The sequence below is a fragment of the Polyangiaceae bacterium genome (assembly GCA_015075635.1).
Lineage (GTDB): Bacteria > Myxococcota_A > Polyangia > Polyangiales > Polyangiaceae > JADJKB01.
In genome coordinates this window covers 2,397,115-2,412,941 of sequence record JABTUA010000001.1, presented here as the reverse complement: position 1 = coordinate 2,412,941, position 15,827 = coordinate 2,397,115, and the positions used below count along the sequence as shown (strand labels likewise).

At 71.7% G+C, this 15,827-nt stretch carries 15 protein-coding genes and 2 tRNA genes; 3 read left to right on the top strand and 14 right to left on the bottom strand.

The window, feature by feature from the left end:
* Position 1: 1 nt before the first annotated feature.
* Complete coding sequence (locus HS104_10845) at positions 2–592, bottom strand: hypothetical protein (protein MBE7480465.1); 591 nt, start codon at positions 590–592, stop codon at positions 2–4.
* A gap of 54 nt (positions 593–646) precedes the next feature.
* Here HS104_10845 and HS104_10840 point away from each other — a divergent pair, with 54 nt between their 5' ends.
* Positions 647–1,108: an acyl-CoA thioesterase gene (locus tag HS104_10840; GenBank protein MBE7480464.1), complete on the top strand. Its 462-nt coding sequence runs from the start codon at positions 647–649 to the stop codon at positions 1,106–1,108.
* On the opposite strand, the gene HS104_10835 is transcribed toward HS104_10840, so the two are convergent.
* The 13 genes from HS104_10835 to HS104_10775 all read right to left on the bottom strand — a co-directional run bounded on the left by HS104_10835 (position 1,095) and on the right by HS104_10775 (position 12,651).
* Positions 1,095–2,420, bottom strand: coding sequence for an AMP-binding protein (locus tag HS104_10835; GenBank protein MBE7480463.1), 1,326 nt, complete (start codon positions 2,418–2,420; stop codon positions 1,095–1,097). The two genes, HS104_10840 and HS104_10835, sit on opposite strands and share 14 nt — an antisense overlap.
* Positions 2,402–3,448, bottom strand: coding sequence for a mandelate racemase/muconate lactonizing enzyme family protein (locus tag HS104_10830; protein ID MBE7480462.1), 1,047 nt, complete (start codon positions 3,446–3,448; stop codon positions 2,402–2,404). Before HS104_10830 ends, HS104_10835 begins: the two co-directional genes overlap by 19 nt.
* The gene (locus tag HS104_10825) at positions 3,445–4,350 is read right to left on the bottom strand and encodes a 1,4-dihydroxy-2-naphthoate polyprenyltransferase (protein MBE7480461.1); all 906 of its coding nucleotides are present in this window, start codon (positions 4,348–4,350) and stop codon (positions 3,445–3,447) included. Before HS104_10825 ends, HS104_10830 begins: the two co-directional genes overlap by 4 nt.
* Position 4,351: 1 nt before the next feature.
* Positions 4,352–5,173 carry a 1,4-dihydroxy-2-naphthoyl-CoA synthase gene (gene menB / locus HS104_10820; protein ID MBE7480460.1) on the bottom strand — a complete coding sequence of 274 codons (822 nt, stop codon included), beginning with the start codon at positions 5,171–5,173 and terminating at the stop codon, positions 4,352–4,354.
* Positions 5,170–5,922, bottom strand: coding sequence for an alpha/beta fold hydrolase (locus tag HS104_10815; protein ID MBE7480459.1), 753 nt, complete (start codon positions 5,920–5,922; stop codon positions 5,170–5,172). Before HS104_10815 ends, menB begins: the two co-directional genes overlap by 4 nt.
* Positions 5,919–7,634: a 2-succinyl-5-enolpyruvyl-6-hydroxy-3-cyclohexene-1-carboxylic-acid synthase gene (menD, locus tag HS104_10810; protein MBE7480458.1), complete on the bottom strand. Its 1,716-nt coding sequence runs from the start codon at positions 7,632–7,634 to the stop codon at positions 5,919–5,921. Before menD ends, HS104_10815 begins: the two co-directional genes overlap by 4 nt.
* The gene (locus HS104_10805) at positions 7,631–8,884 is read right to left on the bottom strand and encodes an isochorismate synthase (GenBank protein MBE7480457.1); all 1,254 of its coding nucleotides are present in this window, start codon (positions 8,882–8,884) and stop codon (positions 7,631–7,633) included. Before HS104_10805 ends, menD begins: the two co-directional genes overlap by 4 nt.
* A 74-nt stretch (positions 8,885–8,958) precedes the next feature.
* Positions 8,959–9,627: a ubiquinone/menaquinone biosynthesis methyltransferase gene (locus HS104_10800; protein ID MBE7480456.1), complete on the bottom strand. Its 669-nt coding sequence runs from the start codon at positions 9,625–9,627 to the stop codon at positions 8,959–8,961.
* Positions 9,628–9,656: 29 nt separating this feature from the next.
* Complete coding sequence (aroF, locus tag HS104_10795) at positions 9,657–10,613, bottom strand: 3-deoxy-7-phosphoheptulonate synthase (protein MBE7480455.1); 957 nt, start codon at positions 10,611–10,613, stop codon at positions 9,657–9,659.
* Positions 10,614–10,616: 3 nt separating this feature from the next.
* Positions 10,617–11,162 carry a hypothetical protein gene (locus tag HS104_10790; GenBank protein ID MBE7480454.1) on the bottom strand — a complete coding sequence of 182 codons (546 nt, stop codon included), beginning with the start codon at positions 11,160–11,162 and terminating at the stop codon, positions 10,617–10,619.
* Between the two features lie 79 nt (positions 11,163–11,241).
* Positions 11,242–12,486 carry a hypothetical protein gene (locus HS104_10785; protein ID MBE7480453.1) on the bottom strand — a complete coding sequence of 415 codons (1,245 nt, stop codon included), beginning with the start codon at positions 12,484–12,486 and terminating at the stop codon, positions 11,242–11,244.
* A gap of 16 nt (positions 12,487–12,502) precedes the next feature.
* Positions 12,503–12,574 (bottom strand) — tRNA-Glu (locus tag HS104_10780).
* A 6-nt stretch (positions 12,575–12,580) separates the two neighbouring features.
* Positions 12,581–12,651: transfer RNA gene (locus tag HS104_10775), tRNA-Gln, on the bottom strand.
* Positions 12,652–12,866: 215 nt separating this feature from the next.
* Between HS104_10775 and groL the strand changes: the two genes are divergently transcribed.
* The gene (groL, locus tag HS104_10770) at positions 12,867–14,567 is read left to right on the top strand and encodes a chaperonin GroEL (GenBank protein MBE7480452.1); all 1,701 of its coding nucleotides are present in this window, start codon (positions 12,867–12,869) and stop codon (positions 14,565–14,567) included.
* A gap of 128 nt (positions 14,568–14,695) precedes the next feature.
* Positions 14,696–15,463 carry a 3',5'-cyclic-nucleotide phosphodiesterase gene (locus HS104_10765; GenBank protein MBE7480451.1) on the top strand — a complete coding sequence of 256 codons (768 nt, stop codon included), beginning with the start codon at positions 14,696–14,698 and terminating at the stop codon, positions 15,461–15,463.
* Positions 15,464–15,827 lie beyond the last annotated feature (364 nt).

Genomic DNA, 15,827 nt, shown 5'->3' with positions numbered 1-15,827 from the left:
GTCAGCTCGGCTTCTTCTTCTCGACGGCCTTCGCCTCGGGGCGCTTGGTGAAGCGCGTGGCGATACTGCCCAGGAGCAGGCCGGCGCCGCCGCCCACGAAGAGCGAGACCAGGAGCGCGGCCACGAAGGCGTCGAGGGTGTCTTTGCCGACCCTGGCGTGAGTCGGCAGGTAGAGGGCGAGCATGGTCACCATGCCCATCCACGCGGCGAAGGCGTTGCGCATGCCGCGCCCTGCGGCGGCGCCCTGCACGGCGGCGGCGAGCAGCAGCGCCAGCACGCTGATCACGGAGAGCACCTGCACCGGCACGATGGCGTAGGCCTGCACGTTCGGCTGGAGCGCGTGGGCGATCGACAGCTCCGCAGCCGCTGCGCCCAAGCCGCCGACCACCAGCGCCGGGGTGAAGAGCGAGCTCTCCCTGAGCGGCGCGCTCGCCGCCAGCAGAGCCAACACCGGGAACCCGTAGGTCAGGAGCACGCCCGCGATGGGCCGCGTGGCGTCGAAGCGTGACGCGCCGTACAGCGCCAGGCCGCCGATCAGCAGGACCGGGAGCTGGTAGCGCGCCCAGCCGGTGTCGAGGTCGCGGTCGCTCATCGGGGGGAGTCTCTGACACTTTTCCCGGGCCGCGGCCAGGGCTATGCCGCAAACATGTCTCGCTTCACCAAGGACGCCATCCTGGCCGCCGGCGCCGCCCTCGCGACGCAGCGCCGGCCGGTGCGATTCCAGGACGTGGACGCCGCCGGCACCATCTTCTTCCCGAAGGTGTTCGAATACTTCTCCGACGCTTACCTGGAGCTGTTGCTCGCGGCGGGGCTCGACGTCCCGGGGTCGCTCGCGCGCAAGGAGTCGGCGGCGCCGCTGGTGCACGCCGAGGCGGACTACCTCGGGCCGCTGCGCTTCGGCGACGAGGCCGTGGTCGAGGTCGTGCTGGCTCGCGTGGGTGGCTCGAGCACGAGCTACGCGCACCGGATCCGCCGGCCCGACGGCAGCGTCGCCGCCATCGGTCAGACCGTGCACGTGTGGGTGAGCGGGCAGAGCTTCGCGCCCATCCCGGTGCCGGACGCGCTACGCGCCTACCTCGAGGGGCGGCCCGGCGTCAGCATGGCTTGAGCGCCGAGGCGAGCTCCCGCGCGGCACGCCGGCGATCCGGCTTGCCCAGCGCGTTCGCCGGCAGCGCGGCGACGCACGCGATCCGGCGTGGCCGCGCGAAGCTCGACAGCGAACCAGCCGCGCCCTCCAGCACTCGGCGGAGGGCCGGCTCGGGATCGAGCCCGGGAGTCAGGACCAAGAGCGCGGCCACCACCTGGCCGAAGCGGGGATCTGGTGCGCCGAACACCAGGGCGTCGCGCACGCCCGGCTGCGCGCGGAGCGCGCGCTCGACGCTCTCCGGGTGCACGTTCTCGCCGCCGCAAAGCAGGACGTCGTCGGCGCGACCGTGGACGTAGACCCGGCCTGCTGCGTCGATTTCGCCGAGATCCCCGGTACGGAAAAACGCGTCCGGCGCAAACGGCTCGCCCAGATACCCGTTCGCGAGCATGGGTCCGCGGACCTCCAACACTCCGTCCTGCACGCGGAGCTCGGCGCCCGGCAGCGCTTGCCCCGAGTCCAGCGACTCGGGATCGTGCGCGTCGCCCGGGCGCTGGGTCGCGATCTGCGAGCAGGTCTCGGTTAGCCCGTAGCTCGTCAGGAGCGGCACGCGGCGCGCGCAGGCCTCGCGCCGGAGCTCGCTCGGACAGCCGGCACCGCCGACCAGGAGCGCGCGCAGGCGCCCGAGGCGGCCGTGACCGTCGGCGGAGAAGAGCGGGCCGAGCATGGCGGGGACCGCGGAGAGCACGCTCACCCGCTGGCGCTCGCAGAGCTCGAGCAGCGCCTCGGGCTCGAAGCCGGGATGGGCCACGACGCCGCTTCCGGCCATCAGACAACGCGTCAGGATCGACAGCCCGCCCACGTGGGCGAAGGGCAGACACAGGAGCCAGCGGTCGCTGGGACGGAGCGGGAGGTTCGCCGCGCTCGCGCGAGCGCTGGCGAGGAACGCTCGGCGCGGGAGCGCGACGAGCTTGGGCTCGGCGGTCGAGCCCGACGTCGCGACGAGCGCGGCGGTCTCTTCGCCGGAGGGTGGGAGCGCTGCCGCGCTGGGCTCGAGCGCGCTCGGCTCGACACGGACGGCATTCGCGCGGCGCACCAGGAGCTCGCGTTCGACCTCGCTCGCTCGCGGGTGCAGCGGCAGGAACGGAATGCCGGCGTCGAAGAGCGCCAGGCTGAGCACCAGCGTAGGCTCGTCCACGCGCGCGACGAACGCGATCGGCCGGCCCTGCGGGAGGGAGCTCACGATGAGCCGCGCGCGCGCAGCGAGCTCCGTCCCGGTCAGGGTTCTCTCACCCAAGCTGAGCGAGAAGCCGGGCGTCAGCCGGAGCTCGTCCACGGGCCCTCCAGAGTCAGCCCGAGCCCCGCCATGGGTGGTCGGACGATGGACAGCGGCGCGCCCTCGGGCAGCTGCGGCAGCTCCAAAGTCGGGAACGCGGCGAGCGCGGCGTGCCGATCGACGCCATGCCCCAGCGCTCCGCCCGCCGCGAGCGCGACCTCTGCCGCGGCGGCGAGCGCCACCGGTCCCTCGAAGGCGTGGCTCACGAGCGCGTGTTTGCCGGCAGCGCGCAGTGCTCGCGCGCGCGCGAGCGTGCGTTCGATCCCGCCGATCGGGCTCGGCTTGAGCACCACGCCCGAGCAGCCCGGGTGCGCCACGAAACGGGCGAACAGCTCGGGGTCCAGGGCGGATTCGTCCGCGAGCCAGGGTGTGGCCTCGCGGCCGAGCTCGAGCAGCTCGGCGCCCGCAGCCGGCTCCTCGCACAGCGCGACTCCGTGCCGGGCGTAGACACCGAGCGCCTCCCGCGCGCGGGCCGCGTCGAGGCCGCCGTTCAGGTCGAGGCGCAGCTCGATCTCGGGCCCGAGCGCGCGCCGCAGCTCGCCGAGACGCCGCGACTCCTCGCCGAGCTCGCGGCCCAGGGCCTTGAGCTTGAGCGCGCGCGCGCCGCGCTGGAGCGCCGCCCGAGCTGCGTCCAGAAACCCGTCGTCCAGAAGGGCGCCCACCAGCACCGAGCGCGGAGCGCCGAGCGCCTGCGCGCCCAAGAGCGTCGAGAGAGCGACTCCCCGCCGCCTCGCCAAACGGTCGAGGAGCGCCGTCTCCACGGCGAAGCGCGCGCTGGGAGAGCGAAACCCCGCGAGCACGGCCTCGGGATCGTCCACGGCCTCGGGCAGCGCACTCGAGACCAGCTCCGCCCGCGCGCGCTCCAGATCGTCGTCGCCGAATCCCGGCAGCGGCGTGGCCTCGCCGAAGCCGAGCGTGCCCTCGGCATCACGGAGCACCACCAGGAGCCCGTCGCGTCGCGGGTACGTGCGCCGCGCGCTCGCCACGCCCGATACGTCGCCGCCCCAGGGCGTGACGAACCAGGTCATGAGAGGGCGATTCCGATCGCCAGCAGCGCGCTCACGGCGAGCAGCAGACGCGCCGTCGCCGGCAGGAGCGAGTTGAGCTCACGGCCCTCGCTCGCGCGGAGCCGCAGCCAGAGCCGGACGGCCCAGGGCAGCGTCAGCCACGGGGCCAAGACCAGCGGCCGCCCGAGCCCGGCGCCGAGCATCAGGGCCGGCCCGAGGTAGGCCGCCGACAACAGCGCCAAATACTCGTGGTTGGCGAAGCGCCGGCCGAAGCGCACCACCAGCGTGCGCTTGCCGGCGCCGACGTCGGTCTGGTGATCGCGGGCGTTGTTGACCACCAGGACCGCAGTGGCCAGCGCACCGACCGGCACGGCGGCGAGCCAGGCCAGCGCCGGCACGCTGCCGGCGGCGACGAAGCTCGTGCCGCAGACGGCGACGAAGCCGAAGAACACCAGCACGAACAGGTCACCGAGCCCGTGGTAACCGAGCGGGTAGGGACCGCCGGTGTAGGCGATGCCGCTCAGGATCGAGGCGATGCCGATCACGACGACGGGCGCGCCGCCGATCGCCGTCAGGTAGAGCCCGGCCAGGAACGCGGCGAAGAACGCTGCGATCATGCCGGCCTTCACCGCCTTGGCCGACAGGATGCCGCTCTGGACCGCGCGCGTCGGGCCGAGCCGCGCGGCCGTGTCCGCGCCCTTCTCGTGATCGAAGACATCGTTGGCGAAGTTGGTGCCGATCTGGATCAGGAGCGCGCCAGCCAGGGCCGCCAGGGCCGCGCCCCAGCGCACTGGTCCGAGCGTGCTCGCGACCGCGGTGCCGACGGCCACCGGCGCCAGCGCCACGGGCAAGGTCTGCGGACGCGCCGCCAGGAGCCACGCGCCGAAGCTGCCCGGACCGGGCAAGGAGAGCGTCGAGGTCATCTCAGGGCAGCCGCTTGAATTTTCCGAACTCGGGCTTGCGGTGCTCGAGGAAGGCGTTCTTGCCCTCCTGGCCCTCGGCGGTCATGTAGAAGAGCAGCGTCGCGTTGCCCGCCAGCTCCTGCAGCCCGGCCTGGCCGTCGCAGTCGGCGTTGAGCGACGCCTTCAGGCAACGCAGAGCGAGCGGGCTGAGCTCGAGCATCTCGCGACACCACTTCACGGTCTCGCGCTCGAGCTCGGCGAGCGGCACCACGGTGTTCACCAGCCCCATGTCCAGGGCCGCCTTCGCGTCGTACTGTCGGCACAGGAACCAGATCTCGCGGGCCTTCTTCTGGCCCACGATGCGCGCCAGGTACGAGGCCCCGTAGCCGCCGTCGAAGCTGCCCACCTTGGGACCGGTCTGGCCGAAGCGCGCGTTGTCCGCGGCGATGGTCAGATCGCAGACCAGGTGCAGCACGTGCCCGCCGCCGATGGCGTAGCCGGCCACCATGGCCACCACCGGCTTGGGGAGCGTGCGGATCTGGCGTTGCAGATCCAGCACGTTGAGCCGGGGCACGCCGTCGGCGCCGACGTAGCCTGCGCTGCCGCGCACCCGTTGATCGCCGCCGGAGCAGAAGGCCTGGTCGCCCGCGCCGGTCAGGATCACCACGCCAACCTCGGGATCTTCCCGCGCCGCGTCGAAGGCGCGGATCAGCTCCTTCACCGTCTGCGGGCGGAAGGCGTTGTGGACCTCTGGGCGGTTGATGCTGATCTTCGCGATGCCCTCGGCGCGCTCGTAGACGATGTCTTCGTAGCCGCCGGTCTTCTGCCAATTCGGGAGCGTCATGGGTGGTTCTCCAGGGTTTTCGTCACGGACCAGGCCGAGAGCTCGCGGTCGAGGATTCGGGCCAGTAGGCTGGGGGTTTCGAGGAGAGGGTTGTGCCCGGCTCCGGGGACGCGGCGGTGCGGGACGCCCGGGCGCCCGCGCGCCGCCGCGGCGAGCTTTTCGTCGTGCTCGCCCGTGAGCAGCAGGATCGGTACCTCGGCGCGCTCGCTCGGCAGCTCGGGCATGCGCCCGGTGCCGAGCGACGCGAGCGCGCGAGCGAGCGCGCGCGGGTCGTGGGCGAGGCGAGTGGCGCGCTGCGCGGCGAGCACGGGCTCCGGGAGCCGCGCCTGCGAGGCGAAGAGCGGCAGCTTCTCCCAAGCGTCGACGAAGCTCGCGAGGCTCTCGGTCTCGAGCCGGAGCGCCAGCTGGTCTTCCCAGGCGAGCCGCGCGGCGCGCTCTGCGGCCGTGCCGAGGCCCGGGTTTGCCCCGATGGCGATCACACCTCGGATGCGTTCGGGGTGGCGGCAGGCGAGCCCGAGTGCGAGGCGGCCCCCGAGCGAGTAACCCACCACGAAGGCCGGCTCCAGGATCTCGGCGGCGAGCGCGTCCACCGCGCCCCAGAAGTCCGGCGGCACCTCCCGCGGCGGCAAGCCGTGCCCGAACAGGGGCGGGCTCCGCACCGGACCGGGGTAGCGGAGCGACCCACGCACCCGCTCCCACGACTCGGGTGCGCCCAGAAACCCGTGCAAGAGCCAGAGCGGCGCCGTCATGCCGAGACCCCCGGAGCTCGCGCCAGCGACTCGCGCAGCGCGCGCCGGCGCGTGCGTCCATCCTCCGGCGGCACCACCACGTGGAGCAACCGCGCTCCGCTCGGGCGTGCCGCGAGCGCGTTCGAGAGCTTGGTTCGGCTGTCGATGCGCTCGTAGGCGACGCCGAAGGCGCGGCACGCGTGCCCGAGGAAGTCCGGCGGCGGGGTCAAGAACAGTCGCTCGAGATCCGCGACACCGATCGCGCTCGCCACCGGCAGCTCGCCGAAGATGCGGCCCCCAACGTTGTCCACGACCACCAGGCTGAGCGGACCCGACGCCTGGCCGAGGAGCGCGAGGGAGCCGACGTCGTGTTGCGCGCTGACGTCGCCGATCAGCGCGAACACCGGGATCTCGGCCGGGAGCACGCTGCGAGCGCCGGCCGTGCCGGCGATCAGCCCGTCGATGCCCGATAGCCCGCGCTGGTGCAACACCGTGAGCGCGCGCTCGGAGCGCGGCGCGAATAGATCGACGTCACGCACCGGCAGGCTGTTGCCCAGCATCAGGTGCGCGCCTTCGGGCAGGGCGTCGAGCAGAGCCCTCGCGACGAAAGCTTCGCTCAGGACCGCGCCCGCCAGCGCCTCGGAGAGCAAGCCCTCGGCCTGGCGCGCTCGGGCACCGAGGCGCGCGAGCCAGGCATCATCCACGGAGCCCCTGGGATCGAGCGCCTCGATCAGCGCCGCCGGGCTCGCCCTCACCACAGCCGTCGCGGTGGCCGTCGGATCGGGCAGCGCCGCCTCGCTCACTACGATGCGCGGCACGTCGGCGAGCTCGCCCGCGAGCCGCTCCCACGCTCCCGAGGTGGGGGGGCTGCCGAGCTCCAGGATCAGATCCGGGTGGTCTCCCTCGGCGCAGGCCCGCCCGAGCCAGGCGTCGAACGCTGGCAGGACGAGCGAGGCGCACTCCGCTCCGTGCGGAACGCCGCTCGTGCTCTCCGCCAGGAGCGCGAAGCCGCGCTCGCGCACGAAGCGGCCGAGCGCGCGCCTGAGGCGCGCGTCGCCACTCGCGTGGCCGAGCCGCGGTCCGCACACGACCAAGCCGCGGCGGGCCCGCGCGACCGCCTCGGCCACCGACGCCGGAACGCGCAGCTGGCTGAGCTCGGTGCGCTCGAGCGCGGGCACGCTGACCCGCAGCGGCTCGCTTGGCCCAGCGCTGGGCTCGAGGGGCTTCCGGAACCGGGCGTTCACGTGCACCGGGCCAGGGACCGGTGACAGCGCGGCTTGCACCGCCAGCGCCGCGACCCGCGGCACGTAGGCGAGTCGCGCGTCGTCCGGCTCGCCGAGCTGGATGCTCTGGCGCACGTGGGCGCCGAAGAGCGCCTTCTGATCGAAGGTCTGGTTCGCGCCCAAGAGCTCGAGCTCCCAGGGCCGATCCGCGGTGACGGCGATGAGCGGCAGCAGCGCCCGCTCGGCCTCGAGGATGGCGGGGAAGTAGTGGGCACCCGCGCTGCCCGAGGTGCAGACGAGCAGACTCGGGCGCCCGCTCACCCGCGCCTGGCCCAGCGCGAAGAAGCCGGCGCTGCGCTCGTCCACGATCATGTCGAGCCGGAGCCCCGGCTCGGCCGCCGCCGCCAGCACGAGCGGGGTCGAGCGCGAGCCGGGGCTCGCCACGACCGAGCGGACGCCCAGCTCGACGAACGAGCGCATCAACGCTCGCGCCCAGTCCTGGGCGCTCACGGTGCGCTCTCCGCCCATGGCCCTGGGGCCCGGCCGGCCCCCAGCGCGGCGAGCATGGTCATGAGCTTCGCCTCGGTCTCGGCGAGCTCGGCTTCGGCGGCCGATCCCCGGACCACACCGGAGCCGGCGAAGAGCCAGGCGCGCGTCTGGGAGAGCAGCGCCGAGCGCAGCGCGACCACGAAGCTGCCGGTGCCGTTCGCCTCGATGCAGCCGACCGGGGCGGCGAACCAGCCGCGCGGGAAGTGCTCGGCGCGGCGCAGGAAGGCGCGCGCCAGATCCGCGGGAACGCCGAGCACCGCTGGCGTCGGGTGGAGGGCGCCGACCAGGTCCAGCACGTGCCGCGGCTCGCGGAGCATGCCTGCGATCGGGGTCACCAGGTGGTGGACGTGGCGGAGGCTCCGGATCTCGGGCTCGCGTTCGGATTCGATCTCGGCCCCCGCGCTCGAGAGAGCCGCGCGCACGGCGCCCACCACGTAGTCGTGCTCGAGCCGATCCTTGGCGCTCCGCCGAAGCTCTTCGGGATCCCTCGCGCGCCCCAGCGTGCCGGCGACCGCCTCGCTCTGGACCTGGCTCCCGTCCCAGCGCACCAGGAGCTCTGGGGTCGCGCCGACGAAGCTCCGCGTGCCATCGGAGAAGCCGAAGCGCGTCACCCCGAATTCCTGCGCCAGGGCGTCGAGGGCCACCCCCGGATCGAAGCTGCCCGCGAGCACGGTGCGCCGCACGACGACCACCTTGTCGAGCGCCCCAGCCTCGACGTGCGCCACTGCGTCCCGAGCCGCCGAGAGAAAGCGCGCCTTGCCGTCGTCGAGCATGCTGGTCGGGCCGGTGCTCGGCTTCGCGCGCGGTCGCCGGAGGGTGCGCAGCTCTTCGAGCAGGGACTCGGGCCGCGAGAGCTCTCGAGGCTCCGCCACCAGCGTGACCCGCGTCTCGACGCCGCGCCGGGTGAACGTCCAGCGCGGGATCGCGAAGCGCAGATCGCCGAGCGCCGCGAACGGGCCGGGCGAGTCCGGCTCGAAGCCGAGACCGCCGAAGGCTCGGAGCGGGGCGGCGTCCAGGCGCTCGATGTCCGCCAGAGTGGCGGCGAACGACGCGCGGGCGTCCGCGAAGCGGTCGGGGCCGCGGGCCGTCACCACCCGCGCGGCGCCCACCCCGAGCGTGAGCTCCGGCTCGAGCTCACGCTTGCCGCGGGTGTCCCAGAACGACCAAGCGAAGCCCGGCGGGATCCGGAGCAGCTCGGGGTCGACGTCCACGCTGCCCGAGAGCGCTACGTGAGAGGCCGCTGAGCGTGCACCGGATCCGGCTCTTCGCAGCGCACGCTCGAAGCTCATGGCACCCGTCCCACGAACAAGGTTGCGACGCCGAAGGTCAGGAGCTCGACCTTCTCCACTTCGAGCCCGGCGCCGGACATCAGCGCGCCGAACTCCACCCGCGAGGGGAATGCCGCGATGGAGCGCTGCAGGTACTCGTACTCGCGCGTGCCCGAGAGCAGCCCGCCGAGCCACGGCACCACGCTGTGGATGTGCCAGCGGGCCATGCCCGCGAGCGGGCCGCTCTCCGGCTCGCCCAGCTCGAGCACGACGACCCGCCCGCCGCTCCGGGTCACGCGCCGCATCTCCACGAGCCCGAGCGCACGGTCCTTGGCGTTGCGGATCCCGAAGGCGATGGTGGCCCCGTCGAAGCTCGCGTCGGGGTGGGGCAGGGACTCCACCTTGCCGGCCTCGAGGAGCACGCGACCGCCGAGGCCGGCCTTCTCCAGCTTCGTCCGGCCGATCTCCAGCATGCGCTCGGACGGATCGACGCCGACCACCTCGGCCGACCGCAGCGTGCGCGCGATGCGGAGCGCGAGATCCGCGGTGCCGGTCGCGACGTCGAGCACCCGCGCGGCGCCCGAGAGCGCGAGCGCTCGCACCGCCTTGTCGCGCCAGCTCTGATCGACGCCAAGGGAGATGATGCGGTTCAGGAGGTCGTAGCGGTCCGCGATGGCGTCGAACATCTCGCCGCTGCCGGGGCGAACGTCGGCGCTCACGTGAGCCCCGCGAGGGCTTCCGGGGCCAGCGCCTGCGCGCCGTCGCTCCGGGCCGAGGCCGGATCGTCGTGGACCTCGATCATCAGCCCGTGGGCGCCAGCGGCGAGCGCGGCGCGAGCCAGCGGCAGGATCAGATCGCGGCGTCCGGCGGCGTGCGAGGGATCGACCACGACCGGCAGCCGGTACACGTGGGCGAGCAGCGCCACGCTGCCGAGGTCGAGGAGATTGCGCGTGGAGGGGTCGAAGCTGCGGATGCCACGCTCGCAGAACGCGACGCCCGCCGCACCGTGCACCATCAGGTACTCCCCGGCGTGCAGCCACTCGTCCACGGTGGCGGCCATGCTGCGCTTCAGGAGCACCGGCTTCTTGGCCCGCCCGACCGCCTTCAAGAGCGAGAAGCTCTGCATGTTGCGCGAGCCGACCTGGAGCAGATCCGCGACGGCCGCGACCTCGTCCACCTCGCGCTCGCTCATCACCTCGGAGACCACGCCGAGGCCCGCCGCGTCAGCCGCGCGCCGCAGCCAGCCCAGAGCCGCGCTGCCAAAGCCCTGGAAGTCGTAGGGGCTGGTGCGCGGCTTGTAGGCGCCGCCACGCAAGACGCGCACGCCACGACCGGCGAGCGCCTTGGCGATGCGCGTGATCTGCTCCTCGCTCTCCACGGCGCACGGTCCGGCGATCAAGACCGGCGCCTCGCCGCCGAGCACGACGTCACCGATCTCGAGCCGCGGGCCGTGCCCGTCCACGCGCGGGCGCGGCGAACGCGGCTGGCTCACGCAACCGACGCCCTCGACCCGAGCGACCGCTTCGGGCTCCACCCGCGCCGAGGCCCGACCGATGATCAGATGTACCGGGCCGCGCTCGGAGCGCTCCGTGCTCTCGACCCAGAGACCGAGCCCGGTGAGCTCGCGGCGCACCTGATCGACGTCGGCTTGCTCCGTCAGCGTGACGATCATCGGTCAACCTCGCCGGCGCGCGACCTTTTCGCGCGCGAAGGAGAGCAGGTTGCCGAAGCGCTGGAAGTCCGCCCGCTGCGACTGCACGAACGAGTCGATGACCGTTTGTGCGACCAGCGCGAAGGAGACCAGGCGCTTCAGCCGCTCGGTCACGTGGCTGCGTCGGGACGAGCGGGGGGCGTCGTAGGCCACCTCCGTCGCCTCCTCCAGCCGCGAACGCACGCTCTGGGCGAGTGCGCGCTCGCGCTCGTTCACCACCCGCGAGATCATCTTCCAGAAGTCCGTCTCGGCTTCGAAGAACTCCTTGCGCTGACCCGGCTTCCACACGCGCTTGACCACGCCCCAGCGCGAGAGCTCGCCCAGCGTGGTCGAGACCGCGCCCGCGCTCATGCTCAGCCGCTCCGCGATCTCCGCGGCTGAGAGCGGGATGTCCTCCAGGTAGAGCACGGTCCAGACCCGGCCCAGCGCCTTGCGAAAGCCCCAGTGCTCGATCACGTCGCCGATGGCGTCGGCGGCGATCAGCGCGGACTGGTGCAGCGGATCACTCATGAAACCTCGAACTTTCAGAAGTTACTGAAAGTTCGTAGGTGAGCGAGCCTCGAAGGTCAAGGGGGGCGGCAGGCGGCGTTCAGCCGCCGGCCGGGCCCGCGTAGCGGCCCATGCCGAGGATCAGGTTCCGCTTCTTGTCGCGCACCAGGTACAGGAACGGCCGCACCGCCCGCACCTCGACGCCACGGGGCTCGGGCGCCTTGCCGGCTCCGGCGTCGCCGCTCCGCTCGGCGGTCGCGCCTTCGTCCACCCGCAGCTGAATGCGATGCGGCAGCTTCGAGAGGTGGAGCTTGCGCGTGCCGGTGATGGTGGAGAAATCGGCCTTTCCCGGGGTGAGGGCGGCGTGGATCCCGATCTTCTGCAGGGCACCGGTGAGCTCGACGGTCTCTCCCGCTTCGAACCGGGGCAGGCTCACGGTCACCTCCTTCGGAGCGAGGGCCGAGAGCAGCTGGTCGAGCTTCTTCTCGTCGAAGCCGGCCTCGAAGGCCGCGAGCTCGCCACGCGGGACGATCAGATCGAAGACGAAGCCGTCGCCCTCGTAGTCGAGCTCCACGACCTGCGCCTCGGGCGTCTCGTTCACCAGGTGCTCTCCGGTGCGCGCCAGGAGCTCTACCTTCGCCGTCTTCTTGCCGCCGGGGAGCTGGAACTCGCCGCCGTGGGTGTGCCCGGGATCGAAGGGCTTCGCCCAGGGCGCCTCGAAGTCCAAGGCGCTGACCAGCACCAGCTCCAAGCCCGAATCGAGGCTGCCTTGCGGCAGGAAATTACCGAGCCGCTCGTCGGTGCGTTTCTCGACCCAGAGGTTGACCTGCGAGCGAACCGTCTCCGGCGCGGCGAAGTCCTTGGGCGAGAACGGCGCGGCGTAGTGGCGCTGGAGCAGCTCGATGAACGCCTGCGCCGGCTGGCGCTCGGTCTGGGCGAAGAAGCCCTGGGCGACGCGCAGCTTGAAGCTCGCGGCCGAACCGCCGAGCGGAGCCTTCCGCCAGACGGCGAGCAGCGCCTGGTTCGACTGGTGGATCGCCGTCGGATCTCCCGCGAGGCCCAGCACCGACCCGAGCTCCTCCGCGGTCTCGCTCTCGGCGCCTGCCCACGCCATGGTCAGCGCCATGCGCACCCCGGCTGGCGAGAAGGCGAAGCTGTCGGGTCGCTCGCGCAGCACGCGGAACAGGCGAAACGCGAACGCGCGGTCGCCGGCGGCGACGTTGGCGACGTCCGAGCGCTGCACGGGGGTTGCGGGCTCCGGCGGGCGCTTGAACGCCTGGCAGGAGACGCCGAGCAGAAGCACGGCGGCGGCCCCCAACACCCCACTCTTCAGCCAGTGTCGCATGACGCGAGCTTTTCGGTGACCCCAGCGAGAATCGAACTCGCGTTACCGGCGTGAGAGGCCGATGTCCTAACCGCTAGACGATGGGGCCGAGTTGTTGGGGGACCAGGATTCGAACCTAGATAACAAGGACCAGAGCCTTGTGTCCTGCCTTTAGACGATCCCCCAGGAGAGCTAGCCGGGGAGGGCTACCCCCCGGGACCGCCCGAGGGCGGGTGAGGGGGCCGGCTAACTAGCCCCACTTTTCGGGTTAGGCAAGGACAATGGGGCGGGCGGCGGCAAACCGCAGCGGAAATCCGCAAGCACCCGCTTCACGCGGGCCCCAAGGCCGCCTAGATCTGCCCCCCCGCGCCCGGCGCGGCCGAGAAGGAGCCAGAAGTTCGATGAGCGCGAAAGAGATCCTCTACGCCCGCGACGCACGCAAAGCCATCGGCATGGGCGCCGATGCCCTCGCCGACGTGGTGAAGATCACCCTCGGACCGGGTGGGCGCAACGTCGCCCTCGAGAAGAGCTGGGGCGGACCGGTCGTGACCAAGGACGGCGTCACCGTCGCCAAGGAGATCGAGCTCGACTGCAAGACCGAGAACCTCGGCGCCCAGATGCTGCGCGAGGTCGCCGCGCGGACCAACGACGACACCGGCGACGGCACCACCACGGCCACCGTGCTGGCGCAGGCCATCTACGCGGGCGGCATCAAGCTCGTCGAGGCCGGCCACGCATCGATGGAGATCAAGCGCGGCATCGACGCCGCGGTCGAGGTGGTCGTCGCGGAGCTGAAGAAGATGGCGGTCGCCGTCAGCGGCACCGAGGACATCCGCCGTGTAGCGACCGTGAGCGCCAACGGCGACGAGCGCATCGGAAAGATCCTGGCGGAGGCCATGGAGAAGGTGACCCGCGACGGCATCGTGACCGTGGAGGAGGCCAAGGGCCTCGAGACGGAGGTCGAGGTGGTGGAGGGGATGCAGTTCGACCGTGGCTACCTCTCGCCCTACTTCATCACCAACGCGGAGGCCCTGAGCGCCGAGCTCGAGGACCCCTACATCCTGGTCACGGACAAGAAGATCACCGCCATGATGGACCTCGTGCCGCTGCTCGAGGAGGCAGTGCGGGCCGGAGCGCCGCTCCTGGTCATCGCCGAGGACGTCGAGGCGGAGGCGCTGGCGGCGCTGGTGGTGAACAAGCTGCGCGGAGTGCTCAAGGTCGCGGCCTGCAAGGCGCCGGGCTTCGGCGATCGCCGCAAGGAGATGCTGAAGGACATCGCCGTCCTGACCGGTGCCACGCCGATCATGGAGGAGGCGGGTCGCTCGTTCGAGGGCATCCCCTTGAAAGACCTGGGGCGCGCCGCCAAGGTGACGCTGGACAAGGACAACACCACGATCATCGACGGCGCCGGCGACAAGAAGGCCATCACCGGGCGCATCGAGCAGATCAAGAAGCAGGTCAAGGAGACCACCAGCGACTACGACCGCGAGAAGCTCGAGGAGCGGCTGGCCAAGCTGTCCGGCGGCGTCGCGGTGATCCGCGTCGGCGCTCCCACCGAGACCGAGATGAAGGAGCTGAAGTTCCGAGTGGACGACGCGCTCCAGGCGACGCGCGCGGCGGTGGCCGAAGGCGTGGTCGTTGGCGGCGGTGTGGCGCTGGTGCGTGCGGCCAAGGCCCTCGATGGGTTGAAGCTTTCCGACGAGCAGGCCTTCGGCGCCAGGCTGATCGCGCAGGCTTGCACTTCGCCGCTCGGCCAGATAGCCGCCAACGCGGGCTGCGAGGCGCGGGTGGTGATCGAGACCGTCAAGGCCGACTCGGGCAACCGAGGCTTCAACGCCTACTCGGAGGAGTACTGCGACCTGGTGGCAGCGGGGATCATCGACCCGGTCAAGGTAGTGCGGGTGGCGCTCCAGAACGCGGCCAGCATCGCCGGCCTGATGCTCACCACCGAGTGCAGCGTCGTCGAGCTGCCGAAGCCGGAGCCGGCCGGCATGCCCGGCGGCGGCATGGGTGGTGGCATGGGCGGCATGGGCGGCATGGGCGGCATGGGCGGCATGGGCGGCATGGGCGGCATGGGCGGCATGGGCGATTTCGACATGTGAGCCCATGGACGGCGCCGCCGCCGGCACGATGAATCGCAGACAATGCCGGGCTACGCAGCGCGTGACGGGGCAGCTTTTGACCCCCGTCGAACCGGCGGGCTAGACTGGCCTCTGATTTTCGGAGCCTCATGGAGCTTCGCGTAGTCGGCTGTCACGGCGGAGAGACGCCGAAGCATCGCACCAGTGCCTTCGTCTTGGACGAGCGGATGGCGCTCGACGCGGGCTCACTGACGAGCGGGCTGGACCTCAAGCTCCAGTTCCGGCTTCAGGCCGTGCTGGTCAGCCACGCGCACCTGGACCACGTGCGCGATCTGGCGACCATCGCCGACAACCGCTGTCAGGCCGAGTGCGAGCCGCTCTTGGTCGCCGCCAGCGTGGGCACCATCCGGGTGCTCAAGAAGCACTTCTTCAACAACCTGATCTGGCCGGACTTCTCGGAGATCCCGAGCAAGGCGAACCCGACCATCCAGTTCGTGCCGCTCACGCCGGAGAAGCCGAAGCTCATCGCCGGCTACAACGTCCGGAGCGTGATGGTGAACCACACCATCGAGTCCGCCGGTTTCATCGTGGAATCTCCGGAGACGGCCATCGCGTACAGCGGCGACACCGGTCCCACTGACCGCTTCTGGGAGCTGCTGAAGGAGACCCCGAATCTGAAGGCGCTGCTGATGGAAGTGAGCTTCCCGAACCGGGAGCAGAAGCTCGCGACGGTGAGCGGGCACCACACGCCGCGCACGCTGCACAAGGATTTGAAGAAGTTCGGCAACCCGAAGGACTTGCCGACGCTGCTCTATCACATCAAGCCGGTCTTCCAGGGCGAGGTCGAGCAGGAGTGCGCGAGCCTGAAGGGCGTGAACCTCGGTGTGATGGGCATCGGGGATCATTATGTTTTGTGACTAGTAGGAGCGTCGGCAGAAGAGATTTGCGCCACGACGCCACGACGCCACGACGCCACGGAGCGTCGGCAGAAGAGATTTGCGCCACGACGCCACGACGCCACGACGCCACGACGCCACGGAATGTTTCTTCGTCCGTGTCTCGGACTGGTGGGCTGTTCTCGACCGTCTCGGCGTGATTTCAGCCCAGGGTGCGATGACGTTCCGACGAGGGATGCTGCTCGCCGGGACCGCGCTGGTGTTCTGGCTCCCGGTGGGATCCGCCGCTTGCTCGGGCTCCACGGACGGAAGTGGCGGGAGTGGCGGCGGCAGCGGCGCCAAAGCCGGTGTGCTGGCGTCGTGGCGTCGTGGCGAAGTCTCTCTG

Excerpts from the sequence above, each read along its gene's own strand:
- HS104_10845 (MBE7480465.1), bottom strand. The coding sequence starts at position 592 with ATGAGCGACCGCGACCTCGACACCGGCTGGGCGCGCTACCAGCTCCCG.
- HS104_10840 (MBE7480464.1), top strand. The coding sequence starts at position 647 with ATGTCTCGCTTCACCAAGGACGCCATCCTGGCCGCCGGCGCCGCCCTC.
- HS104_10830 (MBE7480462.1), bottom strand. The coding sequence starts at position 3,448 with ATGACCTGGTTCGTCACGCCCTGGGGCGGCGACGTATCGGGCGTGGCG.
- HS104_10825 (MBE7480461.1), bottom strand. The coding sequence starts at position 4,350 with ATGACCTCGACGCTCTCCTTGCCCGGTCCGGGCAGCTTCGGCGCGTGG.
- menB (MBE7480460.1), bottom strand. The coding sequence starts at position 5,173 with ATGACGCTCCCGAATTGGCAGAAGACCGGCGGCTACGAAGACATCGTC.
- HS104_10815 (MBE7480459.1), bottom strand. The coding sequence starts at position 5,922 with ATGACGGCGCCGCTCTGGCTCTTGCACGGGTTTCTGGGCGCACCCGAG.
- HS104_10800 (MBE7480456.1), bottom strand. The coding sequence starts at position 9,627 with ATGTTCGACGCCATCGCGGACCGCTACGACCTCCTGAACCGCATCATC.
- aroF (MBE7480455.1), bottom strand. The coding sequence starts at position 10,613 with ATGATCGTCACGCTGACGGAGCAAGCCGACGTCGATCAGGTGCGCCGC.
- HS104_10790 (MBE7480454.1), bottom strand. The coding sequence starts at position 11,162 with ATGAGTGATCCGCTGCACCAGTCCGCGCTGATCGCCGCCGACGCCATC.
- HS104_10785 (MBE7480453.1), bottom strand. The coding sequence starts at position 12,486 with ATGCGACACTGGCTGAAGAGTGGGGTGTTGGGGGCCGCCGCCGTGCTT.
- groL (MBE7480452.1), top strand. The coding sequence starts at position 12,867 with ATGAGCGCGAAAGAGATCCTCTACGCCCGCGACGCACGCAAAGCCATC.
- HS104_10765 (MBE7480451.1), top strand. The coding sequence starts at position 14,696 with ATGGAGCTTCGCGTAGTCGGCTGTCACGGCGGAGAGACGCCGAAGCAT.